This window comes from Variovorax sp. Root411 (assembly GCF_001425205.1).
Lineage (GTDB): Bacteria > Pseudomonadota > Gammaproteobacteria > Burkholderiales > Burkholderiaceae_C > Variovorax.
Genome location: NZ_LMDW01000016.1, coordinates 121698 through 146058, shown reverse-complemented (window position 1 = coordinate 146058; position 24361 = coordinate 121698). Strand labels below are relative to the sequence as shown.

The window sequence follows — 24361 nt, the reverse complement described above, 5'->3', positions numbered from 1 at the left end:
GTGCGGTCCTTTGTCAGATCAGCAGCGGTGCCGCACGAACGCGGCCGGTGAGCAGATCGTCCATGAGACCGACCTTCTCCAATCGCAACTTCCGCAATGCTGTCGATTCAATGTCGATTCGATTTGAGGCGGCCTGCATTCGGGCTTCTATTTCGAGCTGCTCGTCGACGGGGGGGGTGGGAAGACTCAAGGTCCTCAGCGTCTCCGATCGGATGGCCCCCATGATCCCGCCCTGCTCATCCTTCGCAATTTGGCGCAATATCCATGGGGAGTAGTTGATCTGAAGCATCGCCAGCAGCGGCGAATACTTCGCCTTGTCGAGAGTAACAGTCCATGTGTGCTTGGATGAGAGCGCGCGACCAACGTCTTCAGGGACAACGCAGCAACGCCCGACTGTGCCCATGATCGTGATCATCAGGTCATGCGGCCTAACCGCATAGCGAGACAGTTCATTGAACTTCTTCTCAGTGACGAATCTAGTGAAGTTGGTGACGAATCGCTCCACATGAACATTGTCGATGCCGAGCAACGGCAATCCATTCTTGACGAGTTCAGATTTCAGAAGTGCGCTGCCGAAGGGGCCTGAGCGCATCGCAGGATCGTCACTTGAAAGCAACTCCGCAAGGTGTCGCACTTCCCATTCTTTCGGAATCCACCCCAGCACTGACTCCTTGTAGAAGTGCGGCGCTTCGCTCTGCGGCGGGCGCAGTTCACCGTTGGCATCGATGCCGCGAGTCAACAGATCGTGCAGCAGCCCCTGCTTGATCTGCTTGAGCTTTTCGATGATGGCCTCGGTCTGGCGGATGGTGGTGTCGAGCGTGTGGAGTATCTCAGCAATACGTGGCTGATCCCCCGCAGGAGCCATCGGGACTGGAATCGACAGATAGTCCTGTATGCGAATCCCCTTCACTGTCGACCCCACCGCCGCAGCCTCCGCCCTTGGCTGCGCATACTGCAAGAGCCTCAGCAAGTACGCTGAATTGATTTCGCGGGCTGGGGCCAACGCCTTAACGTCTTGGTTGATAGCAATTGCCATAGGCGCGATCGCCGAGCGACCTACTGCCATCCGCGTGCAAACTAGCGGCGTTCCAGCGGGGACCAGATTGCTCGCACTCGCGTAAAGCCCCGCCTCGCTAATGCTCTCCTGCGTCCCCAGAATTCTGTCGCGATCGTCCGCGAAATCTTTCACTGACGCCCAAGGAATTGGCCCATTCCAATACGAAGCAACCTGTCGGGAAGGTGTGCCGCCGCCGAACTGTTTTGCGACCGCGTTACCGAGTGGCCGGAACTCAAACATAGCCGAGACCATTGATGAATGAACGCAGTGAATCGGCTGCTTCGTCTCGCTCGGATTCGATCGCAGCGAGCGTCACTCGGTACCTGTCCCACCAGTTCTCAAACGTCGTAACAACCAGCTGCCGCTGCGCGCTAACATAGTGCGCCAGGATCACTTGCATGTCGTTGCGCAGTATGGCCAATAGCAGTGCTGCAGCTTCAGCATCGGCCAAAGCGTCGACCGCCGCATTGAGCCGTTGCGCGAAGCCTTGCTCCTCGGCCTTGATCTCCTTCTTCAGCGCCGCGAGTTGGCGCTTCCACTCCTTGATCTGCGCCTCGTCGATCACCAACTCGTCGTCACCGGGTTCGGCTTCTTCGCCGTCGTCGCCCGCGCTTTTGTCGGGCGACGCTGCCTTGATCTGACTGTCGAGCACTGCCTTGCGTGCCTCCAACTCTGCCAGCGCCTCAACGAAATTACCCATCAGAAACTTGACCAGCTTGTGCTCCAGCGGGTTGTCCTTGATCTGGTCGTCGTCCATCGCGGTGAGGATGCTGGTACGCCAAGCGTCCACCACGCCCTTGGCGCCACGCGCCATCAAGGTCATGAACTCGTACTTGGCGTCGTCCCAGAAGCCGGCCACGATGCCGCGAACCTGAAAGCGCCCCAGCACGCCCACGGGCTCCAGCGCAGCGCTGAAGCTGTGCAGCAGATCGTTGCGCAGGCCGACGAAGCTGGTGGCGCCAGCCAACGCAGTGATGCGTGCACCTTGCGCCTGCCACCAGGCCTCAAATGCGTCTTGCACAGCCTGTTCTCGGGCCAAGAGGTCGGGATTGGTCTCGACCGCGCCCTTGACCGCCTGCCGCGCTGACAGCTCGGGACGGAAGTCGAAGTAGCGGGCATTGCGATCGACGAACAATGCCAACGGGTCCAGGCCGTGCGCATTGAAGAGCGCCGTCTTGGCCTCGACCTCGGCCTTTGGCACGCCACCTAACAGGTGTGCACGTACGTCGTGCGGTTCCGGCGGCGGCGTGTTGTCGGCGTAGCGGCGGATGTTGAGATTGCAGTCGTTCTCGCGCAAAGTGGCGTTGGTGACCATGGCCGAAAAGCCCGGTACCTCGGCAAAGCTCTCGAAGGTGTTGACGATCTTCTCGATGTGCTCGGGCAGCAGGTGGTTCTGTGCCCGGCCCTCGAAGTATTCGCGGTCGGCGTTGATGAAGAGCACCTTGCCTTGTCGATCGGCCGGCTTGCCGCTGTGATTGCCCAGACGTTGACGCATCACCAGCACGCAAGCGGGAATGCCGGTGCCATAGAACAGATTCGCAGGCAGGCCGATTACGGCCTCGAGTAGATCAGCCTCGATCATGGCGGCGCGAATGACGCGCTCTTCGCCACCGCGGAACAGCACGCCGTGCGGCATCACGGTGGCAAGCTGGCCGCCATCCTTGAGCACGGCCACCATGTGCTGCAGGAACATCAGGTCGGCCTTCTTGGCTCCGAGCGGCACTTCGCCGTAGCGGAAGCGTTCGGCGCGGAACTTGGGCGCCCAGACGGCTTGGCCAGCGCGGTCGATGTCGGAGGTCCCCCAGTTGATGGAAAACGGGGGATTGGAGAGCACGCGGTCGAAGCGCATGAGTTCACCACCCTCGACGTGCTGCGGCTCGGCCAAGGTGTCGTCATTGCGCAGGTCGGCGGTGCTGATGCCGTGCAGCAGCATGTTCATCTTGGCGATCGACCACACCGTGCCGTTGGCCTCCTGGCCGCACAGCTCTGCGCGCCGGCCGTCCCCGCCATGTTCGTCGATGTACTCCTTGGCCAAAATCAGCATGCCGCCGGAGCCCACGCAGGGGTCGTAGATGCTGTGCTGCTGCTCAGGTTTCACGAGCCGCACCATCATGCGCACGACGGAGCGGGGGGTGTAGAACTCGCCCCCCTTCTTGCCGGCCGAGTCGGCAAACTCGCTGATCAGGTATTCGTAGGCCGCGCCCAGCAGGTCGGGAAACTCGAAGTCCTCGTTGCGTAGGCGGTACTGGCTGAAGTGGCCGATGAGCTGGCGCAGCTTGTTATCGGGGATCTTGCTCTGGCCGACCTTGCGGGTGAAGTCGATGTGCTCGAGCACCTCGGCCAAGCTGGAGTTGTTCGATTCAAGCCCTCCCAGCGCGCGGTTGAGGAACCCGCCCACGTCGTGGTGGGCTTCATTGACGAGGTACTCCCAGCGCGAATTGGGCGGGACAAAAAAGGAATCGCCGTACCAGCGCTTGAGCTCAGCGCTCTTGCGGGCCTCGGTCTCGGCCTTGCAGGCGTCCAGCTCGCGCTGCACCACCTCTTCGCGGCGCTGGTCGAAGACGTCGGAGCAGCGTTTGAGAAACAGCATCCCGAAGATGTATTCCTTGAACTCCGAGGCATCCATCTTGCCGCGCAGGATGTCGGCGGCTTTGAAAAGGTGGCGTTCGAGTTGGGAGAGGGTCAGGGGCATTGGGACAGAGATATGTGTTCTTCCCCGCGTGGGGGCGACCACGGCGTAGTGGGCGCCAGCGATGATAGCGGCCCACCACCGCACGCCGGAGTTCATCGCGCAGGGCCAGTCCTCGCGCGACCCCACGCACCTGCACGACCTGGCACCAGCGCCCTCGCCCAAACCACATGCGCTGAAGTTCGGCGGCCCCGCTCCCCAAAGGATTTTCAAGGGCGCTGGTCACTGTGCGTGGAGAAGTGAGCAAAACTACAACGTGTGCGTCGTCACCGCCTCGCGGGGCTCCGAGGGGTTATTTGGACAGGGCTTCCAGGGGTTTCGGGGGCGTTTCAGGGGTGTTTAAGGCATCGCGACCGCGTTGATCTGCGTCAGGCTGGCCAATTCATCATGCGCAGGGCGCAGCCCGAGATCTTCAGTGTTTTAGCGAGCGTCACCTTGGGCGTCACCATGCCGCCGGCCAAGTGAAGACGAAGGTAAAGATAGTGCACCTGCTGCTGATGAAAGGTGCCAATTCTGGAATCCCAGCATAGATGACTTTGACCGCTCGCCTTCGGACACCGTCGAAAATATGAGGATGGGAATCAATCTCCGCCCATTCGCGAATAGCGCCCGCGGGTCCTTCCCTGGGCCAAGGGTCTGTCAGACGCTTACGGCAGAAAATTCAGTCGAATTTCGCTCGCGTGATCTTGCTTCGAAAGGTAGCCGGGCAACGATGGAGAGCTTCTCGCCGCTGCGCAGGCCATAATCGACCGAAATATCTGCGATACAAACGGAAACCTCATTTCTACGACGGACCTACATGAGCATGACTGAACTCCTGGCAATCTCGCTAACCGTTGTCGTCATAGCGATGGGCATTTTGCTGATTTTTCTGCTCCTTGATCGGCGTCGAGGCTCGGACAGTTCACTCACCGTCTCATTTTCTCTTGAACGTATTCGCGAGATGGGCGAGCTGGTGGCGCTCAATGCATTCGTTAAAGAGGTTGTCACTCAGACAACTAACGAGAAGAGTTTCTTTAGTACGACGGGCAAGATACTGATGATTTGTGAGTTCGACGTTGAGTTCAGATTTGATCTGCGAAAATCAAAGATATCAAATCAGAACGGCGTTGTGCAAATTCATTTGCCCGAACATTACGCCAAGATAATTCCTAAAGAACATCGAATCTATGATGAGAAGAAGTCCTCATACTTTGGAGTTGTAGGCGTCGATTTCAGCTTGGAATTGCGAAATGAACTGACAGAGGCCGCCAAGAGGACTGCTGTCGCTCAGGCCGGAATCTTGAAAGAAGACTTGCGAGAGAGGGTCCAAGCTTCCGCAATTTCAACACTTTCTGCCATGGCGTACGGCATGGGAGCGAAGGGTGTCGAAGTCACCTTCAACACGGCTGGTAATGTCGTGCCGTTGACCGCTGCGCACGAAGCGAAACAGGCCGCCTGACGTCAGGATAGTTCACCGTCGCAGCAGCCAACCGCTCCAGCAAGGCGTCAGATCCTCCAGCCACGCCGCGACCAGGTTCTTCACTGCCCTCTCCCGCTGTCAGAAGCCGCGCACGTTGCAGTCCTTGGCGCTGCTCCTCTCGCAGGCTCTTCCACACGATGCCTGAACTACGCCCGTCTCAAGATCGTGCCCTTCGCCATCTCCGGCTGGTGACGCGTCACGATCCGTAGTGACTCACCTGCGCTCGGCGGCAGCCGGCCGGCAGATGACCGATCTATCGCAGCCCTGGGCGGACCTGAAGAAACCGGATCTGCTCCTGGCGGGCCTGCGGCAGCCAGCTGAAGAGTATGCTGGCGGCGTTGACCTTGATGAGCTGTTCGGTCGCCCACAGGCCCGACGTGACCGGCCCCTCCTTCGTCGCTCTATCCCGCTCAAGGCTCAGCCGCCGAAGGCCCCAGCCGCACCAGCAACTCACGAGCAAAATCGTGCGCGATATCCTCGATCGAAAGCATGAACAGCAGCATCTCTGTATGCACCAAGGGACGGCTCTCATTGGCGGGCCAGAGCAGACGGTGCGCTTCCGCCATCACCGCAAGGTAGTAGATATAAGCTTCCTTCTCCGGTGCCACTGCGTTGGCCATCCAGGCACTCATCTGGTCGCGGGAAGGCTTCGCGCCCGCGTAACTGGCGAGCCAAGCGAAAGCAGCACAGCTCTGGGCATTGAGATGTGCCAACAGCGGATTGCGGCCCACTGGCACCGGGAAGACCGGCGCATTGACCCTGCAGATGAAGTGAACCGCATCGAGCGCGAAGGCGATGCGCGAGTCGTAGATCAGAGCCCAATCGTTCCAGACAAAGTTGAGCCACTTAGACCAGCTAGCAATGCCCGCGAAGCGGAACAATCCGTGCTGGCTTCGGGACGACACAGCAGCCTGGAGGTCCGCAGGGGCACGAATCTCGTCGAACGGAACGTCGATACCGGTGAACCGCTCGGCATAGCCCTGGATGGTCTTGGGATCGTTGCCATTCAGATTGCCCCAGTCCGCGATTACAAAGCTCGCGAGCTCGACGAGAGGCTCGAGGCGCTGCGGGAGTTGCACCTGCGCCTGAATCTCGCGGGCGCGCACGGCGACGGCTTGGCGCAATTGCATAGTTTCGGCAAAGCCGCCACCGAAGGGCATGCCGGGCAGCAGATCGCGTCGTATGGCCACCTGCACACATTTCTCCGCGATGGGCCACTGGAAGCTTTTCAGTTTGTGGCAGCGGGTACACAGGTAGGCGGCGATCGCGCGACCGAAGGCCTGCACGTGCCGCGGGGTCGGGGCGATGTTCATCTGCGACTCGGAGTGCTCAGATGGTGCGCCACGGCGCCGTCGGAGAGAAGTTCGGCGCCGCACATTCCAGTTCTTGCAGAAGTGCGCGTTCCTCCTCGGTGCACTCCGCGCCGCCGAGGTGCGGCGGGATAACTTCGCCATGTAGTTGCGCCCGCAGGTCATCCCAGCGCTCGCGCAGCACGCGCCAGTTGTGTTCGTCATAGGTGCCGCGAAAGACGACTGGTAGCACATCGATGCGGGGTAGCTTGACCCCGCGATGCCCTTCCGCCACGGCCGTCCGCAACTGCCGCGCCCAATGACTACCGACGCGATCGACGCGGCCGATCTGCTGTTCCACCACCGCAGGGTTCCATTCCGGATGCAGCAGCACGACGACGCGGCAGGCCTCGTGCAGGTTGAGGCCCTCGCGGCCGACGAGCGACTGCGCGATCAGCACCATGGGCGCGGCCACCGCGCGATTGAACGCCTGCTGGATGATGCGGCGCGACTCGATCTTGGTCTGACCATGCATGAAGCGCGCAAACTCGCCAGTGCGCGTGCCGTATTCGGCTTCCAGCCGCTTCTGGAACTCGGCCCAGCTTCCGACCAAATCGCCCTCGGTGTCCGCATCGCGGCCGCCCGGATCGTTGTCCAGCACCGCATCCACCAGCGCGACGAACTCCCGCCCCAGCTCCTGCGCGCCCATGTCAACTGCGGCATTCGCGGTCATCTCCAACAGCGCGCGGGCCAGCAGTGCGACCGGGTGGCCGTCGTCTTCGCCCAGCTGCGAGCGCTGCGCCGCAGCCTGCAGGCCGACCCACAGTTTTCCGTGGAACGGCAGGCTGGCGACCGCTTCGCCCAGGCGGCGCAACAGAGCATTGCGGAAGCGCTCGCGCAAGTTGCGTTCGGTCCGGAACTGTTCGGCCAATTCCGCATTGATCCGGTCCAGAGCAACGGGGTGCGGCGCTCTGCGCTCTTGCGCCCACTGCTTGTGGGCGGCGCGAACGGCGGGCCACTGGTCGACGCCATCGCCGCCCTCGCGCAAACGGCTTTGCGGCCAATAGCGGCCTTCAGCCAGCCGGCGCAACATCTCCCGCGCGTTGAGCAACTGCTCCAAGGCTTGCATGGGCCGGGAGTAGCGGCCGAACACCAAAACCTTGTCGCCTTCGCCCGTGCGTTGCTCGATGGCGCCCACGGCGGCGAGGAGCGCCGGGTGGCCATACACGGGTTCGTCGACCGCTCGCAAGCTTGCCTGCAGCGATGCGCGCCACCAAGCGGCCCGCTGCTGCGCATGCGCAGCGAGGGCAGGCTCGGAAGCTTCTTCTGGCTGCAGGCCGCTGGCGCGCTCGGCCTCAATCGCTTCCTCAATGATTGCCTCTTCGGCGTCATCCTCGTCCAGGAACTTGCATGTGCCATGGCCGCTCGCAAGCGTGAGGCGCAGGCGCTTGTCGCTCGCATCTCCGCGCCGGCGGATCACTGACAGCGCTTCTGCCGCGCACACGGCCTGCTTCCAGGGCGTATCGAGGGTGTGCGTATCAACCAGAATCTCGCCACTGGTATCGCGGTAGTTGTGGCCGCCGTGCCTCTCGTAAAGCTGCACATCGGCATCCTCGCGCTTGTCCCGGCGCAGCACGAAGTCACCCAGCTTGCGCTGGAATTCGCCGGCCGCCATGGCATAGACGCTACGAGCCTCCGCGCTAGTGCGCCAGGAGCGGCGCACCCGCTGCAGCGCTTCGGTGTAGTGATCGACCGCCACCATGATGGGCTGCAAGCGTGTCGCCGGGATACCGATGCGGCCCAACGTCTGCAGCCACTGCGCGGCGTCCAGCTCTACCGGCGTGGCGCTCATCGCGACGAAGCGAGTCTTGGCGTCGATGTGCAGCATCTTGCCCAGCAGCACCGAGAGGCGGGCATCCTTGCCTCGGCTCTTGTGCGCCTCGTCGACGATCACCAGGTCGAAGCGGCCGAAACCAAGCCCCACGGCCTTCATCAGCATGTGCCGGCACTCGGTGCCGGCGGCGTACTCGGAAGGCCGCATCAGCGGTGCCCACTGCGTCGTCTGCGCGAACTCCAGTAGCGAATGCGCGCCCGGTGGCAGCTTCCCCTGCAGCACCTCCGCGGTCGCCGCCGCGGCGCGCAAGGCCCCCTCCCCGGCCGGCAATTTGCGTACATCCGCCACCCACCGCGCTCCGGAAACGTGGCCCGTGCGCTCGCGCAGCGTCGCGACAAGCGCCGGGAGGAGGATCCAGCGGCGCGCATCGGCGTTCCCACGGATCTGCCAGTTGCTGAAGGCGTGCGACAGCACCACGACTTGGCGCGAGTTCCACGGCTCGGCGCCTTCCCCACTCCAGGCACCCATGTAGCCGAGGATGCCGCGCAGTACGTGCTCGGTGACCAAGCCGCCGCCGACCAGCTCGCGCTGCCACTGGTAGCCCAGGCCGCTGGGGATGAGCACGGCCACGCGCCCGCCGCAGCGCAGGACCGATTCAATCACCTGTACGGCGATGCGCGTCTTGCCCATGCCCACTTCGTCGGCCAGCACGATGCCGTTCTCCGGGAGCCGCTGACCGAATACGCGCAGGCTGGCGCGCTGTCCTGCGTTCAGGCGCACCGGATCGCCGGCGCGCTCCTGTGCCTCCAACTGAGCAACCCGTTGCTCCAGGTGCGATGCGACTTCAGACCAGTTCAATGCACTTCCCCCCATGTCGTCCCACAGACGGCAGGCCCTGGACGCCCCAGCAGGCCGCGAGCGCATCCAACACCGCGAGGTAGCGCTCGCGCTGCGGCGACTGCGCATCGCGGGCGAAGGCGGGTAAGCTGCCTTCCTGCCGAAGCACGTCCAGCGGATCGAGCCTGAGCTGCGCCGCGAAAGCCTTCACGGCCACGCAGTCCGCAGCCTGGCGCAGCGCCTGCTCCAGGCTGATGCACCACGCATCCCAGTCGGCCTGCATCAAGCCGGCCTGCTTGTCGGCAATGTTTTCGACGAGGCGCATCATCGTGCGCACCACGCTGTCCATTGCCGCGGGGCTGGCGGTCGCAACCAGCGCCATGCCAGGCTCGAACTCCCGTTCGTCCGTGCCGGTGTCCTCCTCGGCGGGCGGTTGCGGGAACTGCTGCAGCTGCCACCACGCGGATTCGAGGTCCAGCTTCGGCAGTTCCAGCGCCGCGATCCGGCCCGCCGCATCGATAACGGGAATGCTACATTGCAGTCTGAGGCCGCCTTCATGCCATCGCACGACCACTGACGGTTGCGGCGCGCCGGGCCAAGCGACCTCCAGCGACCCGACGGGCGTGCACACACTCGACTCGGTGTCGAGCACCTCCAACGGCACATCGTGCACGGGGAGCAGCAGTCGCGCTGGCAGCCCATCCTGCGCAGACAAGTAACGACACCAAGCCACCGGAGGCGCCTCGAAAACGGGCGGCCGATCCGGCATCCCTGGCCCCCCCTGCAGTTCCTGCGCATCCAGCACCTCGCGCTCCCACTGCAAGGGGAGCCGGTTGCCCGCCCATAGCTCTGAGGGCAGGCCGCGGCTCTTGTGCCAGTAAAGAGAGTCCTCCCCGACCACTACGCCCACCTCTAGGTTGCCCCGGGGACAAGGGTTTAGAAAGCCCGGCGCCGTAAGATTGCCCGAGCCGAGATACAACCAGCCATTCAGGCAGGTGTTGGAATTCTTCCGGTAGCTGCTCGCGAACACGAACTTGGCGTGCAGGCTGCGCGCGGGCCGCCCCAGGAATTCGGGCTGTCCCGCCGGCCAAACGCGCCAGCCCAATTGGTGCATCGCAGGGAGCGCGGTCGCCACCGCTTGGCAATCGGTCGGCTCGACGATGACACTCACGTCGCAGCTGGCGGTGACCATGCCCGCTTCCTTCAGCGCGTCGACGATACGGACCAGCGCGACCGGCGCCTGCCCACCCTCGCCGCCTTCGTAGAAGCCCGAGCCGAGCACCAGCGTGTTGCGGTCGGCCTCGCCGGCTTGGCGGCGGGCCAGGTCCGGCAGTTGCCGCAGCAGCGATCGGTTGCGCGAATCGAAGAAGCGCGGCCGCGGGAGGTTGCGTCGGGGCAGAGCTTCGCACCAGCTCGCGAACTGGCCACGCGCGAGGCCGGTCAGGCTGTGCGGCTCCGCCGCCAGCGCGCGCAGGTCAAACAAGGGCATCAGCCACTGCAGCAGGTCCCAGGCCGCGGCAACGTCGGCGCGAGCCTGCAAGCTTTGCGGCTCGCGCGACTCGAGGTCCTCTGCGCCGACCTCGACGGACCACGCGAGGTCGAGGCTGCGCTCCAGGGTCTGGCGCGTCCAATTGCCGGTGCAGACGAGCAGCCGCATGCGCCACCGCTCGGGCGCCTGCACGTGCCGGAACCCGAGCAGCGCAACCTTGGCATGCAGCAGCGCGAAGCGCGTTGCGTCGCGCAGCGGCGCGTGCAGCACGCCGGCTGCTTCATGCGGCAGGATCTGCGGCTGCCCTCGGTCAAGCAGAACCACCAGCGCCAGCTTGCCTGCGTAGCCGCGTTGGCCACCCGCCTGCTGGGTGAAGCGTTCCGCCGCCGCGTCGAGGAAGCTGGCGTCGGCGGAATAGCCGCACAGCCAGCCGAAAGTTCCGACGTAATCGTCGGGGGACGCGAAGTGCTGCAGCAGCGAAGGAGGAAGGTAGCGGCTCATGCAGGGCTCTCCGTCACGAGCCAGCCACCCATCTTCGCCTGCAGGTCCAAGTCAAGCAGCAACAGGTTACGTATGCGGAAAGAGGTACCGGCCGGAAGTCGAACGCGGCGCGCGAAGTCCGCAGTTGCCTCGTCGCCGTCCTGCGCCTCGGCCTCTGCCTCTTGCGGCCCACCGTCGAAGGCCATGCCGGGCACGATCTCGTTGCCGCTCAGGCGCAGCACGCGGCCGTCACGGGCGACGAGCTGCTTCAGCACTGTAGGGTGCTCGTCACCTGATAGCTCGCGGCAGAACTGCAGGCCACTCGCGTGGTAGTTACTGCCTTCCACCAGTTCCAGGAAGGCGGCTGCGGCGGCCCGCGCGGCGTCGAGCGCATCACGCACGGTCTCGGGCAACGGCTCGACTGGCGACAGCGGCGCACCTGCCGGCCCCATGACGCGCTCGCAGGCATCGAGCACTCCGATGGCCGCATCGCGAGCACGAAAGAAGCACGCGCCGGCCCGCAGGTCCGCCCAGTGCGCAGTCGAGAGCTCCGCGGGCGCCGGCCCTTCCCAGTCGTCGACGGGCCGGCGTACATCCTGGCAGCGTCGCACCCAAGCGAGCGCCGCCCGCCGGCGCAGCGAGGTCGGGTCACTGCGGCCGGCAAGCTGCTCGCGCAGCGTTTGCGCCGCTAGGTCTGGCAAGGGGGCGAGTGGCGTGATCGCTTCGCACAGGCACTGGGAGTTGGCGACCGCGGGCGGGCTGCCCGTTATCCATTTCGCGAGCGCCGAGACCACGCCGTGGCTGTACCAGCACTCGGGATAGGGATCGCACGAAGTGTCCAGGAAGGCCCGCCCCGCCTCCGATAGCTGGTAAGCGTTAAAGCGCTCGCTCTCCGACTCGACCAGCCCCAACGCCAGTAGCGGCTGCACCGCGGACATGCGCATCGGTTGGGTGACGTAGAAGCCCGGTCGACGCATCGTCTGGAAAGTGAGATTCTCGGTGCCGCGTAGTTTCTGCGCTCCGCGGATGCGAGCATCGCGCTGCCAGCCGTTCGATGCCAAGCCCATCCTGCAGGCGAGCGCCTCGATCGCATTGGCAGCTTCGATGTTCGACACGTGCATCGAGGTTCGCGCGATGGCTGCTGCCGCCACGCCGAGCAAGGGCCACAGCAGTTGCCGGCCGGTCCAGACGCTGCCCATGCCGGGCACTGCCAGTTCGTTGAATTGTCGGATCGCGGTGCCCACGTTGAGCGTGCGGACGCGCCGGACCGAAACCAATCCATCGGGGCCCAGCAATCCCCAGGGTTGAGCGGAGTCAGTCATGCGGCCGTCGTAGCACAGTCCGCTGGCCGACGAAAATTGCCTCTCCTAGCGGTCACGGGTGTGAGTGTTGCGGGAGAGCTTCATGGGTTGTCCTTGGGAAATGCCTGGAGTGTGCAAGCGAAGTTCAGGGGTGATACTCCGATGGCCGTTGGACTATAAATGAGGAGAGAGAAATGCAAGATGCCGAAGACCAAGCAGTGACTTGGCGCGAAGTCAAAATCGTTCTCAAGAACTGCTGTCAGCTGTTCATGCAGTTCAGCCCTGCCGGCAAAGAGGGTGACGACTCGTGGAGATGGCAGATGGTCATCCACAGCATTCAAACGGCACCCGCCAACGGGGCGACGGACGTGCTACTGGAAGGCAACCCCGGCGACGTGCAGGTCATATTTCCTACGAGGCTTCTGCTGAACCGCCGAGTGCCGACCTTCAAGGTTGAGTGGACCGAGATCAACCTTTTGGTGCGGGGATTGCAGTCCGACGACTCCATCATTGTTGGGTCGGGCGTTGAGGACGACCCCAGAATCCGTGTGACCGTAATGACGAAGACGGGCTATCAGGACGTGCTGCGGGAGCCGCTCTTCGATCAGCCGCGAGCCCACAAGCTCAAGTGGCTCGACTAGATCTCCTTGCGAAAGCAGTGCAGTTTCCGATGCTTAACGTGCACCTGGATTTGGACCTCGCCTGATAGACGTTTCTGCGTCGAAAGGTGACAGGTGTGTCTCTCCAAAGTCCGGCGCCTTTTGTGATCGTCGAACGCGCAATTGTGTGTACGATGGTGCCTCGCGGAGTCCTTGGCCGGTCTGTTAATCCGTAGGTCCCTGGTTCGAGCCCAGGTCGAGGAGCCACCACAAGCCGCAAGGCCTCTGGAAAGCCCGCTGTCTTTTTGGACAGCGGGCTTTTTCTTTGCCCGGCACGCGCTTAACGACAAGGCACGTGAGGCCATTGCTTGATGGCCTCACGGCACGTCCTACACTCGGGCGCATGGTCCTCTCGTCCGTGTTCCGCAAACACCCTGCCCGCGCAGCCCTGCCCCAGGCAGTGGCTGGCCGCCGCGCGGGTGCTGCCCTTGCGGCGACCACGGCGGTCTTGCGACGCACCCGCGCACTTTCCTGAGCCCGGCGGTCCGCTACCCTTCTTCCTGATGCGCGAACCATTGACCGCCGGGCACCCGCCGCGCGGCAGCGACGCCGTTCGTTCTTCCATCCAGAACGGCGCCGCAATCAACTGGAGTGCTTCATGCTTGCAACCATTCACGGGGAGCGCACGCTCACCGAACTCGACTTCGTCCGCCTCGGCAAACTGACGGGCCACCAGCTTCCGCCCGTGCTCGCCGAACTCCTCGATGCGGCGGACGTGCTGCCCTCGCGCGAGGTCCCGGAGGACATCGTGACGATGAACTCCCAGGTGGAGGTCGAAGACCCCGTCACGCGGCAGCGCCAGAAAATCACCCTCTGCTACCCCGGTGACGCGCAGCCGGGCGCGGGCTTCGTCTCAGTGCTGTCGCCCGTCGGCATCGGCCTGCTGGGCATGAAGACGGGCGCGCTCGCCCGCTGGCACATGCCCAATGGCACGGAAAGCACCGCGCACGTGGTCGCGGTGCTGTTCCAGCCGGAGGCCAGCGGCGACTACACGCGCTGATGAAGCCCCGCCCTGTTGCCCCGCTCGCCACGCTCAAAGGTAGCGCGTCTCGGCCGGCGGCTCGAACCAGTTGTTGTTGCGCCCATCCATGTAGCGCACGGGCGCCGTCGACAGCTCTTCCAGCGTGGCGTCGTCCAGGCAGTTCACGCTCACGCTGACGTAGGCGCCACCGATCTCGGGCACGTTGCCGCGCCCGAACGGCCGGATGCCGCAATGCCTGCAGAACAGGTGCTCGGTGCTGTGCGTGTTGAACTGGTAGAGCGACAGGTCTTCTTCCCCCGACAGCAGCGTGAAGGCCTCCGGCTTCACGATCGCACCCCATTCGCGGGCCTTGGTGCAGATCGAGCAATTGCACCTGCCCGTGCCCTCGGCGAGGTCGATCAGGGCCTGGAAGCGAACCTTGCCGCAATGGCAGCTGCCGTTGTACGTCTTCTTCATGGGTCTGTGTCCCGGTGGTAAGAGGAAAGCCAAGGCTACGCCCCATTGCGGACATTTCCTGTCCTCGATCGCAGGCATCATGCGCTCATGCTTTCCGCCTCCGCACGCCTGATCCGGCTTCTTTCGCTGTTCCAGGCGCAACGCTCCTGGACGGGTGCCAACCTCGCCGCCCGGCTCGACGTCACCGAGCGCACCTTGCGCCGCGACGTGGATCGCCTGCGCAGCCTCGGCTATACGGTCGACTCCACCTCAGGCGTTGCGGGCGGCTACCGGCTTGGCGCGGGAACCGCCCTGCCCCCGCTGCTGCTGGAGGACGAGGAGGCCATCGCCGTCGCGCTCGGCCTGGGCAACCCGGCCGGCGCCTCGGACGACATCGAGGACGCCTCGATGCGCGCCTTGGCCAAGCTCGAGCAGCTGATGCCGCCGGGCCTGCGCCGCCGGCTCGACAGCGTACGCGTGTCGGTAGTGCCGGTGATGCGCAGCAAGTCGCCCGTGCGCCTGAAGGCCGTGTCCTTTCTTGCAGAAGCCTGCACCGAACGGCTCCAGCTGCGCTTCGGCTACAGCGACCATCACGACACCACCACCGAACGCACGGCGGAGCCGCACCGCGTGGTGCAGATGGGGCAGCGCTGGTACCTGCTGGCCTGGGACACGGTGCGCCAGGACTGGCGCACTTTCCGCCTCGACCGCATCGTCGAGCCCGCACCCACCGGCGCGCGCTTCACGCCGCGCCGGCTGCCCCACGGCGACGTCGCGGCCTACATGGAGCACGCGCTGCAGGTCTCGCCCTACCTGCACCACGCGCAGGTCGTGGTGCATGCGCCCGCCAAGGCGCTCGAGCCCTACCTCGGCTGGGTCAACGGCACGCCGCAGGCCATCGACGAGGGCTCGACGCGCATCGCCACCGGCGCCAACTCACTCGACGCGCTGGCGGTCTGGCTCGGCTGCCTGCCTCACGATTTCGAGATCGAATCGCCGAAGGAACTGATCGATCACCTGGGGCTGGTGGCAGCGCGGCTCCGCAAGGCGGCGCGCAAGCCATTGAAAGCGGTAGTCCGCCTCCCTCGTATATAGGACGGGCGGCGCCAGGGCCGCCCTCCTGCTGCAATCTCGGTTGACTTCCTTGAGCCTCACCCGATCCGCACGGGCACGAAGATCTTGTCTTCACCGCGCTGTATCAGCAGTGCCACCGACTTGTTGGCCGCCTTCGCCACCACGTCGCGCACCTGCTCCACGCTCTGCGCCGGCGTGCCGTTGATGGCCAGCAGCACATCACCCGCCTGCACCCCGGCCTGCGCCGAAGGACCGCCGACATCCTCGATCAGAAGACCGTTCTCGACCGAGGCTTCGCGCTTTTCCTGCGGCTGCAATTGACGCAGCGCCAGCCCCAGCTTGCCCTGCCCCACGTCGGCATCGGCCTTCGCGACCTTGGCGGGCTTGTCGCTCGCATCGCCCAGCTTGGCCTGCAGCTCCTTGCGTTCGCCCTGGCGCCACACTTCGAGCGTGACCTTCTTGCCCGGCGCCTGTTGGCCGATCACCGCGGGCAGGTCGCCCGAAGAGACGATGGCCTGGCCATCGACCTTGCGGATCACGTCGCCAGCCTTCAGGCCCGCCTTGTCGCCAGGGCCGCCCTTCTCGATGTTCGAGACCAGCGCGCCTTCGGGCTTGTCGAGCTTGAACGAATCGGCAAAGGCCTGGTTCACCTCCTGCACCGCCACGCCAAGGCGCCCATGCGTAGCCTTTCCGGTCGCGACGATCTGGTCCTTCACCTGGATCGCCACGTCGATCGGGATCGCGAACGACACGCCCTGGTAGCCGCCGCTGCGGCTGTAGATCTGCGAGTTGATGCCCACCACCTCGCCGCGCGTGTTGAGCAGCGGACCGCCGGAATTGCCGGGGTTCACGGCCACGTCGGTCTGGATGAAAGGCACGTAGCTGTCATCGGGCAGCGAGCGGCCCTTGGCGCTCACCACGCCGGCCGTCACGGTGTTCTCGAAACCGAAGGGCGAGCCGATGGCCAGCACCCATTCGCCGACCTTCAGGTCCTTGGTGTTGCCGAGCGCGAGCACGGGCAGGCTCTTCGCATCGATCTTGAGCACCGCGATGTCGGTCTTGGCGTCGGCACCGAGTACCTTGGCGCGGAACTCGCGGCGGTCGGTCAGCTTGACGGTGACCTCCTTCGCGTCCTTCACGACGTGGGCGTTGGTGATGATGATGCCGCTGGGGTCGACGATGAAGCCCGAGCCTTGGGCGCGCACCGGCACGTCGCGCTGCTGTTGCTGCTGGCCGCGCGGGTTGATCTGGCCCTGGAAGCGGCGGAAGAACTGGAACATCGGGTCTTCGGGGTCGATGCCCTGCATCTCGGCTGCCTCGTCGTCGGACGCCTTCATGGTGCCCGTCACGCTGATGTTGACTACGGCCGGGCCGTCGCGCGAGGTGATGGTCGAGAAGTCGGGCAGCGTGACCATGGCCGCGGGCGCCACGGCGGTGGCGTTGGTGGTCGGCGTGCCCACGGCACGGGCGCTGGTGTAGGCACCGGCACCGACAGCACCGATCACGCCCGCGCTCGCCAGGGCAATCGCCAGGGCGCGGGGCGAAGTCAGACGGGAGTTCATTTGTCGGTTCCTTTCAGGGCGTATGGACGCCAATGCGATGAAAGGAATGTCGTCCCCCTGACTTAAGCGCCGCTTAAACCAAGTCCTGCTTCGTTCCTGCTCCCTCTGGGAGAGGGAGCGAAGACGACACGAACCTGCAAGCCGCCGAGGCTCGGCGATTGGTCGAGCGCCACCGTCGCGCCATGCAGGTCGGCAATCGACTTGACGATGGCCAGCCCGAGACCGCTGCCGGGTGCCTGCGTTTCACCGGAGCGGTAGAAACGGTCGAGCACGCGCTCGCGCTCGGCCGGAGGCAGACCCGGGCCGCTGTCATCCACGGTGAGCTCGACCGAGTCGCCTTGCCGGGCGATGCCGATGTCGACGCGGCCCTCCAGCGGCGTGTACTTGATCGCGTTCTCGAGCAGGTTGCGCAGCAGCATGCGCAAGGCCTCGGGCTGGCCGTGGACCACGGCCGCATCAGCATGCGCGATGCCGATGTCGATGCCGCGCGCCTGGGCCGCCGCCACCGCGTCGGACACCGCGAGGCGCACCACCTCGGACAGGTCGACCGGCTCCGGCTTCGCGCCGGCCGCCATGCTGGCCTCGTGCCGCGCCAGCGCGAGCATCTGCTCGACCAGCCGCGTCGCGCGATCGATGCCCGCCACCAGGCGGCTCACGGCCAGGTCGCGCGACGCACCGTCGGGCGCGCGCTGCAGGCCCTGCACCTGCAGCTTCAGCGCGGCCAGGGGCGAGCGCAGCTCGTGCGCGGCATCGGCGACGAAGTGCTTCTGCGCATCGAAGGCGTGGCGCACGCGGTCGAACAGCAGGTTCAGTTCCTGCACCAGCGGGCGCACCTCCTCGGGCAGCCCTTCCTCGCTCACCGGCGACAGGTCGTCGGCCTGCCGCGACGCCACCTGCTTGCGCACGCGCGCCACCGGTGCGAGCGAACGGCTCACGACCCACCACACGACCAGCATCAGCAGCGGCGCCATCAGCGCGACGGGTGCGATGGTGCGCAGGGCCAGCGTGCCGGCCATGTGGCGCCGCGCCGCCATGTCCTGCGCCACCTGGATCACCAGCCCGCGCGTCTGCATCGAGAACACGCGGTAGGTGGTGCCGCGCGCATGCACGTCGGCGAAGCCCAGCACCGCGAGCTGCGGCAGCGCGGCCTGCTCGGCGGATTCGAAGATGCGCACACCATCGGCGGTCCACACCTGCACGACAAAATCGAAGTTCTGTTCGCCGGTGCCGATGCCGCCCACCGCCGCGCTCGGCGGCAGTCCGGCGCGCAGCGACAGCGCCATCTGCTGCATGTGGTAATCGAAGATGTCGTCGGCCTCCGCAAGCACCGTGCGGTAGGCGACGAGCGCCTGCGCCCCCGCGGCGAGCACGATCGCCACCAGCAGGAACCAAAGCAGCCGTGCGCGCAGCGAGCCGGTCAATGAGCTCCAAACCTTTTTCATGCGCACTCCGTTCGTGGGACGACACGGAACCGGCTCCGCCGGGCCGTAGGCGTCGCCCCCGGTAGGGGGTAGGCGAAGCGACACGAAGTGCGCGAAGCCTGGGGGCGAGTCACAGTTTCGGCACCATGTAGCCGACGCCGCGCACGTTGCGGATGAGTTCGGCGCCGAGCTTCTTGCGCAGCCCGTGCACGTAGACCTCGACCGCATTGCTGCTGATCTCGTCCTTCCAGCTGTAGAGCTTCTCTTCGAGCTGGGCGCGCGACAGGACCATGCCGGGCCGCGCCAGCAAGGGCTCCAGCACGGCCCATTCGCGCGCCGACAGCACCACCGGCTGGCCCGCCACCGTCACCTCCCGCGTCGCGGGGTTGATGCTCACGCCCATGTGCTCGTACACCGGCTCGGCGCGCCCGGCCGCGCGGCGCAGCAAGGCGCGGATGCGGGCCAGCAGCTCGTCGAGGTCGTAGGGCTTGAGCACGTAGTCGTCGGCGCCGGCATCGAGGCCTTCGATGCGTTGCTGTACCGAGTCGCGCGCGGTGGCGATCAGCACGGGCATGCGCTGCTTGCGCGCGCGCAGGTTGCGCAGCACCTCGAGGCCGTCGCGGCGCGGCACGCCGAGGTCGAGCATCACGAGGTCGTATTGCTGGGTGCGCAGGGCCGACTCGGCGGCCTCGCCGTCTTTCACCCAGTCCACCGCGTATTGTTCTGCGCGCAGCAGGTCGAGCACGGCTTCGCCGATCATCACGTCGTCTTCGAGGAGGAGGAGTCGCATGGGTGTGTCCGTTCTCGGGATTCGAGGCCGCGGCGGCGCCGAAAGTTCAGATCAGAGGAGCGAGCGGACTTCGCGCGCCGCCTCGAACAGCAGCGGCAGCATCTCGCGCTGCAGCGTCTCTTCCTGATAGCGGGTGCCGGACAGCACCACGTTGAGCGCGGCCACGGTGTGGCCCTGCATGTCACGCAGCGGCACCGCCAGCGCCTGCACGCCGAGTTCGTGTTCCTCGCTGGCAAAGCAATAGTCGTTCTTGCGCACCCGCGCCACCAGCTGCCGCAGGCCCCGCGCCTGTGTCACGGTGTGGGGCGTGAGCCGTGCCAGGTGGCGGCCCTTGAGCCACTGCGTGAACTGGGTCGGCGCCATCGCCGCCAGCAGGACGCGGCCGGTGGAGGTGGCATGCGCGGGCAGCCGCGCACCGAGGTGCAGGCCATAGGCCAGCACGCGCGTCGGCGTGCCGTAGCTGCCGCTGCGCGCAACGATGACCGCTTCTTCGCCGTCGAGCACCACGGCCGAGAACGACTCGCCGGTCTGCGCCGCAAGCCGGTTCAGCGTGGGCTGCAGCGCCCGCGGCAGCCGCGACGAAGCGAGGTAGCTGCCCGAGAAGCGCAGCACCTTCGGCGCCATCCAGAAATAGCTGCCGTCGGTTTCCAGGTAGCCCAGGTGCGCCAGCGTCAGCAAATGCCGGCGGGCCGCGGCACGCGTGAGGCCGGCGCGCTCGGCGGCCAGCGTGGCATTGAGGCGCTGGCGTTCGGTGTCGAAGCTTTCGAGCACCGCCATTCCCTTGGCGATGCCCTCGATGAAATCGGCTCTGGCGATGGTCATTCGTCGTCTGTGGTCGAGTTGTTGCGCGATCATCGCGCACGCATTCGCATGATCGCACAGAGCCTCGCGCAGCGCCCCCACAGACCGCCGCGTGCGCCCTACGCTTCCCGAAACCCTCTCGGAGACACGAACATGCGCACACAAGTCGCGATCATCGGCGCCGGCCCGGCCGGCCTACTGCTCGGGCAGCTCCTGTACAAGGCAGGCATCGACAACATCATCGTCGAGCGCCAGAGCGGCGACTACGTGCTGGGCCGCATCCGCGCCGGCGTGCTGGAGCAGGTCACGATGGATCTGCTGGCCCGAGCGGGCGTCGACAGCCGCGCCAAGGCCGAGGGGCTCCCGCACGAAGGCATCGAACTGCTGTTCAAGGGCGCGCGCCACCGCATCGACATGCACGGCCTCACGGGCGGCAAGCAGGTGACGGTGTACGGCCAGACCGAGGTGACACGCGACCTGATGGAGGCTCGCACCGCGGAAGGCCTCACGACGATCTACAGCGCCGCGAACGTGAGCCTGCACGACTTCGATTCGGGCAAGCCGCGCGTGCGCTACGAGAAGGACGGCCGGACGCACGAGATCGAATGCGACTTCATCGCCGGCTGCGACGGCTACCACGGCGTGAGCCGCGCGAGCGTGCCGGTGGATGCGATCCAGACCTACGAGAAGATCTATCCCTTCGGCTGGCTCGGCGTGCTGGCCGACGTGCCGCCGGTGTCGCACGAGCTGATCTATGCCAACACCGAACGCGGCTTCGCGCTGTGCAGCATGCGCAGCGCCACGCGCAGCCGCTACTACGTGCAGGTGCCGACCGAAGAGCGAGTGGAAAACTGGAGCGACGAGGCCTTCTGGAACGAACTGCGCGCACGACTCGACCCCGAGGCTCGCGCGCATTTGGTGACGGGGCCTTCGCTCGAGAAAAGCATTGCGCCTTTGCGCAGCTTCGTCGCCGAGCCGATGCGCTTCGGTTCGCTGTTCCTCGCGGGCGATGCGGCGCACATCGTGCCGCCTACCGGTGCCAAGGGGCTGAACCTGGCGACTGCGGACGTGGGCTACCTGTCGCGCGCCTTCGAGATCTTCTACGCAGAGAAGTCGGCCTCGGCACTGGATCGCTACTCGGACCTGTGCCTGCGCCGCGTCTGGAAGGCCGAGCGCTTCTCGTGGTGGTTCACTTCGCTGATGCACCGCTTTCCGGAGACGGGGGCCTTCGGCCAGAAGATCCAGGAGGCCGAGCTCGACTACCTCGTGCACTCGACCGCCGCCTCTACCTCGCTGGCGGAGAACTACGTCGGCCTGCCGCTCGAAGACTTCTAGGCGGGCGCCGAAGCGGAGCGGCCCTCGAGCGCGGCCTTCATGGCCACCCCACCCTGCGCCATCATCGGCTCGATGTAGGCCGCCATGGCGTCGGGCAGCACGTCGGTGATCCAGACGAAGCGGGAACGGCCTTCTCCCTCCGCGAACACCTGCGCCGAAGCGTGGTGATGGACGGCCTGCCCGCCGGTGACGGTGTAGGCCAGCCGCCGATGGGCGTCGTCGATGCCGACCAGCATTTCGCGTGCGACAAGGCCGTTGGCGAAAGTGAGGATGCGGGCGCCCTCGGCGTCGATCGTGCAGCCGGTGAGAAAACCCGGTGCCAGCCGCGTGTGCACCGCCTTGAAGTCGCGCAGTGCATCCCACACCCGGGCCGCATCGGCCTCGACGATGAATTCCTTGTAGACCGTGGCCATGGCAAACCTCGCTTTCAGAGTTGGATCAGGCGGTCATCATCGAAGAGCGCGGCGATGCGATCTTGGAAAATCTTGCGGTCGCCCCCCGGTCAGTCGATGGTCTGCATGGCCTGCCAGACGCGCGCCGGGCTCAGCGGCATGTGCAGGCGCGGCGCGCGCGTGGCGAGGCCATTGCGTGCAAAGGCATCGGCCACCGCATTGACGATGGCCGGCGTGGCGCCGATGGTGCCGAGCTCGCCCACGCCCTTCACACCCAGCGGGTTGTTCTTGCACGGCGTCGATTCGTCCATCTCCATCTGGAACATGGTGTCGACGATGTCGGCACGCGGGGCCGCGTAGTCCATCAGGCTGCCCGTGACGGGCTGGCCGGTTTCGTTGTCGTACACCACCTGCTCGTACAGCGCCTGCCCGATACCCTGCACCGCGCCGCCCTCGAGTTGGCCGCGCACGATCATCGGGTTGATGACCCGGCCCACGTCGTTGACCGAGCTGTAGGCCACCACGCTGATTTCGCCGGTGGGCGGATCGATCTCGATCTCGCAGATGTGGCAGCCGTTGGGCCAGGTCGGGCCGGCCACGGTGCTGGTGGAGTCGACGAAGATTTCTCGCTCGGGCTGCTTGGCGGCAAGCGCAAAGAGGTCAAGTTCGAGGTCGGTGCCGGCCACGTTGAAGACGCCGCGGCTGTAGACGATGTCGTCGATGGAAGCCTCGAACTCCTGCGCGGCGAGCTCGCGCGCCTTGTCGATGGTGCGCTCGGCACCGACGCGCACGGCCGAGCCGCCGGTGAACAGCGAGCGAGAACCGGCGCTGCCGAAGCCGTCGCCGCGGTCGGTATCGCCGAGCACCACGCGCACCTTCTCGATGGGCACGCCAAAGGCATCCACCGCGAGCTGCGCGAGCGAAGTGGCAATGCCCTGCCCCATGGCATTGACGGCGGAAAACACCTCGATCACGCCATCGGCCTGCACCGAGACCGTGACACGCTCCTCGAACACATTGCCGCCGGTCCATTCGAGGAAGGTGGCGATGCCCAGGCCGCGGTGCCTGCCCTTGCTGGCCGAGTTGGCCGCGCGGGCCTCGAAGCCCTCCCAATCGGCGAGCGTCAACGCCTGGTCCATCACCGACTCGAAGTTGCCGGTGTCGTAGGTCTGCGCCATCGGGTTCTGGTAGGGCATCTGCTCGGGGCGGATGAAATTGCGGCGGCGCAGCGCGATCCGGTCGATGCCGGTCTGGCGCGCGGCCTCGTCCATCAGCCGTTCGATGGTGAAGATGGCCTCGGGGCGCCCTGCTCCGCGATAGGCGCCGGTGGGCGCGGTATTGGTGAGCACCGCCTTGAAATGGAAGTCGATGGTCTGGATGTCGTAGACGCTGGTCTGCACCCAGGGGCCGATCAGCAACTGGATCGCGACGCCAGTGCCGGTGGCGTAGGCGCCCACGTTGGCCAGCGTCTTGATGCGCAGGGCCAGGATCTTGCCGTCGGCGTCGAGCGCCATTTCGGCGCGCGCCTCGATGTCGCGCCCGTGCGCGCTCGACAGGAACTCCTCGCTGCGCTCGGCCACCCACTTCACGGGGCGGTCCACCTGCAGCGCGGCGAAGGCGACGGCGATGTCTTCTGGGTAGGCGCCGGTCTTCATGCCGAAACCGCCACCGACATCGCCAACCACCACGCGCACTTTTTCCTTCGCAAGACCGATGGCGGCACAGACGGAATCGCGTACGCCGGAGGGCATCTGCGTGCTCATGCGGATCGTGAGGCGGCCGGTTTCGGGGTCGCGCGCCGCCAGCACGGAACGCGGCTCGATCGTCAGGGCGACCACGCGCTGGTTGTGCACGTCGAGCGCCACCACATGGGCTGCCTTGGCGAAGGCCGCGGTCGCGGCCTCGCTGCTGCCGTGGCGCATTTCGGCGGCAATGTTGCCCGACGCTTCTTCGCACAACAGTGGTGCATCGCTGGCGGTGGCGCTTGCGAGGTCGACCACCAAGGGCAGGTCTTCGTAGTCGACCATGATGGACTCGGCGGCATCGCGCGCCTGCTGCACGGTGTCTGCCACCACGGCGGCCACGACTTCGCCGACGAAGCGCGCGCGCTCGTGCGCGATGGCGTAGCGCGGCGGGCTGGCGCTCTCGCTGCCGTCGGCACGCTTGAAGCCAGCGGCGCCCGGCAAGGGCTTGACGCCGGCCTCGGCCATTTCCGCGCCGGTGATCACGCGCAGCACGCCGGGCATGGCGGCGGCGGCGCTGGTGTCGATGGAGAGGATGCGAGCGTGCGGATAGGAGGATCGCAGGAAAACGAGATGCGCCTGCTCGGGAAGCGTGACGTCGTCGGTGTAGCGTCCGGCGCCTGACAGAAGGCTCTCGTCCTCGAGGCGGCGTACCGCCTGGCCGCTGCCGAAGCGTGTGGGATTGGGTTCAGTGGTCAACATGGTCCTCTTATGCTCATCCCCGGCGCAT

The 24361-nt window shown here is 65.6% G+C and carries 18 protein-coding genes; 5 read left to right on the top strand and 13 right to left on the bottom strand.

What is annotated here, in order from left to right; translation table 11 throughout:
- Nucleotides 1–13 precede the first annotated feature (13 nt).
- Both ASC92_RS17320 and ASC92_RS17315 read right to left on the bottom strand, forming a co-directional pair.
- The gene (locus tag ASC92_RS17320) at nt 14–1297 is read right to left on the bottom strand and encodes a restriction endonuclease subunit S (protein ID WP_082519648.1); all 1284 of its coding nucleotides are present in this window, start codon (nt 1295–1297) and stop codon (nt 14–16) included.
- Nucleotides 1290–3749 (bottom strand): type I restriction-modification system subunit M, encoded by a 2460-nt coding sequence (locus ASC92_RS17315; protein ID WP_056518120.1) that lies wholly within the window; start codon nt 3747–3749, stop codon nt 1290–1292. The genes ASC92_RS17320 and ASC92_RS17315 overlap by 8 nt, the downstream gene beginning before the upstream one ends.
- Before the next feature lie 802 nt (nt 3750–4551).
- On the opposite strand from ASC92_RS17315, the gene ASC92_RS17310 reads away from it, so the two are divergent.
- The gene (locus ASC92_RS17310) at nt 4552–5187 is read left to right on the top strand and encodes a DUF4230 domain-containing protein (RefSeq protein WP_162245728.1); all 636 of its coding nucleotides are present in this window, start codon (nt 4552–4554) and stop codon (nt 5185–5187) included.
- Between the two features lie 431 nt (nt 5188–5618).
- Here the strand turns inward: ASC92_RS17310 and ASC92_RS17305 are convergent, their stop codons facing one another.
- From ASC92_RS17305 to ASC92_RS17290, 4 genes are read right to left on the bottom strand one after another with little or no spacing between them, the layout of a single operon-like run.
- Entirely contained in the window at nt 5619–6521 is a 903-nt protein-coding gene (locus tag ASC92_RS17305; protein WP_056518117.1) for a hypothetical protein, read from the bottom strand.
- Nucleotides 6522–6537: 16 nt separating this feature from the next.
- Nucleotides 6538–9189 (bottom strand): helicase-related protein, encoded by a 2652-nt coding sequence (locus ASC92_RS17300; RefSeq protein ID WP_162245727.1) that lies wholly within the window; start codon nt 9187–9189, stop codon nt 6538–6540.
- The gene (locus tag ASC92_RS28910) at nt 9176–11158 is read right to left on the bottom strand and encodes a hypothetical protein (protein WP_056518113.1); all 1983 of its coding nucleotides are present in this window, start codon (nt 11156–11158) and stop codon (nt 9176–9178) included. The genes ASC92_RS17300 and ASC92_RS28910 overlap by 14 nt, the downstream gene beginning before the upstream one ends.
- Nucleotides 11155–12459: a hypothetical protein gene (locus ASC92_RS17290; RefSeq protein WP_157609074.1), complete on the bottom strand. Its 1305-nt coding sequence runs from the start codon at nt 12457–12459 to the stop codon at nt 11155–11157. The genes ASC92_RS28910 and ASC92_RS17290 overlap by 4 nt, the downstream gene beginning before the upstream one ends.
- A gap of 173 nt (nt 12460–12632) precedes the next feature.
- Here ASC92_RS17290 and ASC92_RS17285 point away from each other — a divergent pair, with 173 nt between their 5' ends.
- The gene (locus ASC92_RS17285; RefSeq protein ID WP_056518109.1) at nt 12633–13079 is read left to right on the top strand and encodes a hypothetical protein; all 447 of its coding nucleotides are present in this window, start codon (nt 12633–12635) and stop codon (nt 13077–13079) included.
- A gap of 616 nt (nt 13080–13695) precedes the next feature.
- A complete protein-coding gene (locus ASC92_RS17280; RefSeq protein ID WP_056518107.1) occupies nt 13696–14097 on the top strand; it encodes a GreA/GreB family elongation factor in 402 nt (133 codons plus the stop codon).
- Nucleotides 14098–14130: 33 nt separating this feature from the next.
- Here ASC92_RS17280 and ASC92_RS17275 read toward each other — a convergent pair whose 3' ends face one another.
- Nucleotides 14131–14535 (bottom strand): GFA family protein, encoded by a 405-nt coding sequence (locus tag ASC92_RS17275; protein ID WP_056518104.1) that lies wholly within the window; start codon nt 14533–14535, stop codon nt 14131–14133.
- 87 nt (nt 14536–14622) lie between these two features.
- On the opposite strand from ASC92_RS17275, the gene ASC92_RS17270 reads away from it, so the two are divergent.
- On the top strand, nt 14623–15609 hold the full coding sequence (locus tag ASC92_RS17270) for a helix-turn-helix transcriptional regulator (protein WP_056518102.1): 987 nt from the start codon (nt 14623–14625) through the stop codon (nt 15607–15609).
- 56 nt (nt 15610–15665) lie between these two features.
- Here ASC92_RS17270 and ASC92_RS17265 read toward each other — a convergent pair whose 3' ends face one another.
- From ASC92_RS17265 to ASC92_RS17250, 4 genes are all read right to left on the bottom strand, one after another.
- A complete protein-coding gene (locus ASC92_RS17265; protein WP_056518100.1) occupies nt 15666–17150 on the bottom strand; it encodes a DegQ family serine endoprotease in 1485 nt (494 codons plus the stop codon).
- A gap of 62 nt (nt 17151–17212) precedes the next feature.
- Nucleotides 17213–18592, bottom strand: a complete 1380-nt coding sequence (locus tag ASC92_RS17260) for an ATP-binding protein (protein WP_056518098.1) — start codon at nt 18590–18592, stop codon at nt 17213–17215.
- Between the two features lie 109 nt (nt 18593–18701).
- Complete coding sequence (locus ASC92_RS17255; RefSeq protein ID WP_056518096.1) at nt 18702–19361, bottom strand: response regulator; 660 nt, start codon at nt 19359–19361, stop codon at nt 18702–18704.
- A gap of 51 nt (nt 19362–19412) precedes the next feature.
- On the bottom strand, nt 19413–20183 hold the full coding sequence (locus ASC92_RS17250) for an IclR family transcriptional regulator domain-containing protein (protein ID WP_056518094.1): 771 nt from the start codon (nt 20181–20183) through the stop codon (nt 19413–19415).
- A 132-nt stretch (nt 20184–20315) separates the two neighbouring features.
- Between ASC92_RS17250 and pobA the strand changes: the two genes are divergently transcribed.
- Entirely contained in the window at nt 20316–21497 is a 1182-nt protein-coding gene (pobA, locus tag ASC92_RS17245) for a 4-hydroxybenzoate 3-monooxygenase (RefSeq protein ID WP_056518093.1), read from the top strand.
- Here the strand turns inward: pobA and ASC92_RS17240 are convergent.
- Nucleotides 21494–21910, bottom strand: coding sequence for an SRPBCC family protein (locus tag ASC92_RS17240; RefSeq protein ID WP_056518091.1), 417 nt, complete (start codon nt 21908–21910; stop codon nt 21494–21496). The genes pobA and ASC92_RS17240 overlap by 4 nt on opposite strands.
- A gap of 89 nt (nt 21911–21999) precedes the next feature.
- Nucleotides 22000–24333 (bottom strand): xanthine dehydrogenase family protein molybdopterin-binding subunit, encoded by a 2334-nt coding sequence (locus ASC92_RS17235; protein ID WP_235505865.1) that lies wholly within the window; start codon nt 24331–24333, stop codon nt 22000–22002.
- Nucleotides 24334–24361 lie beyond the last annotated feature (28 nt).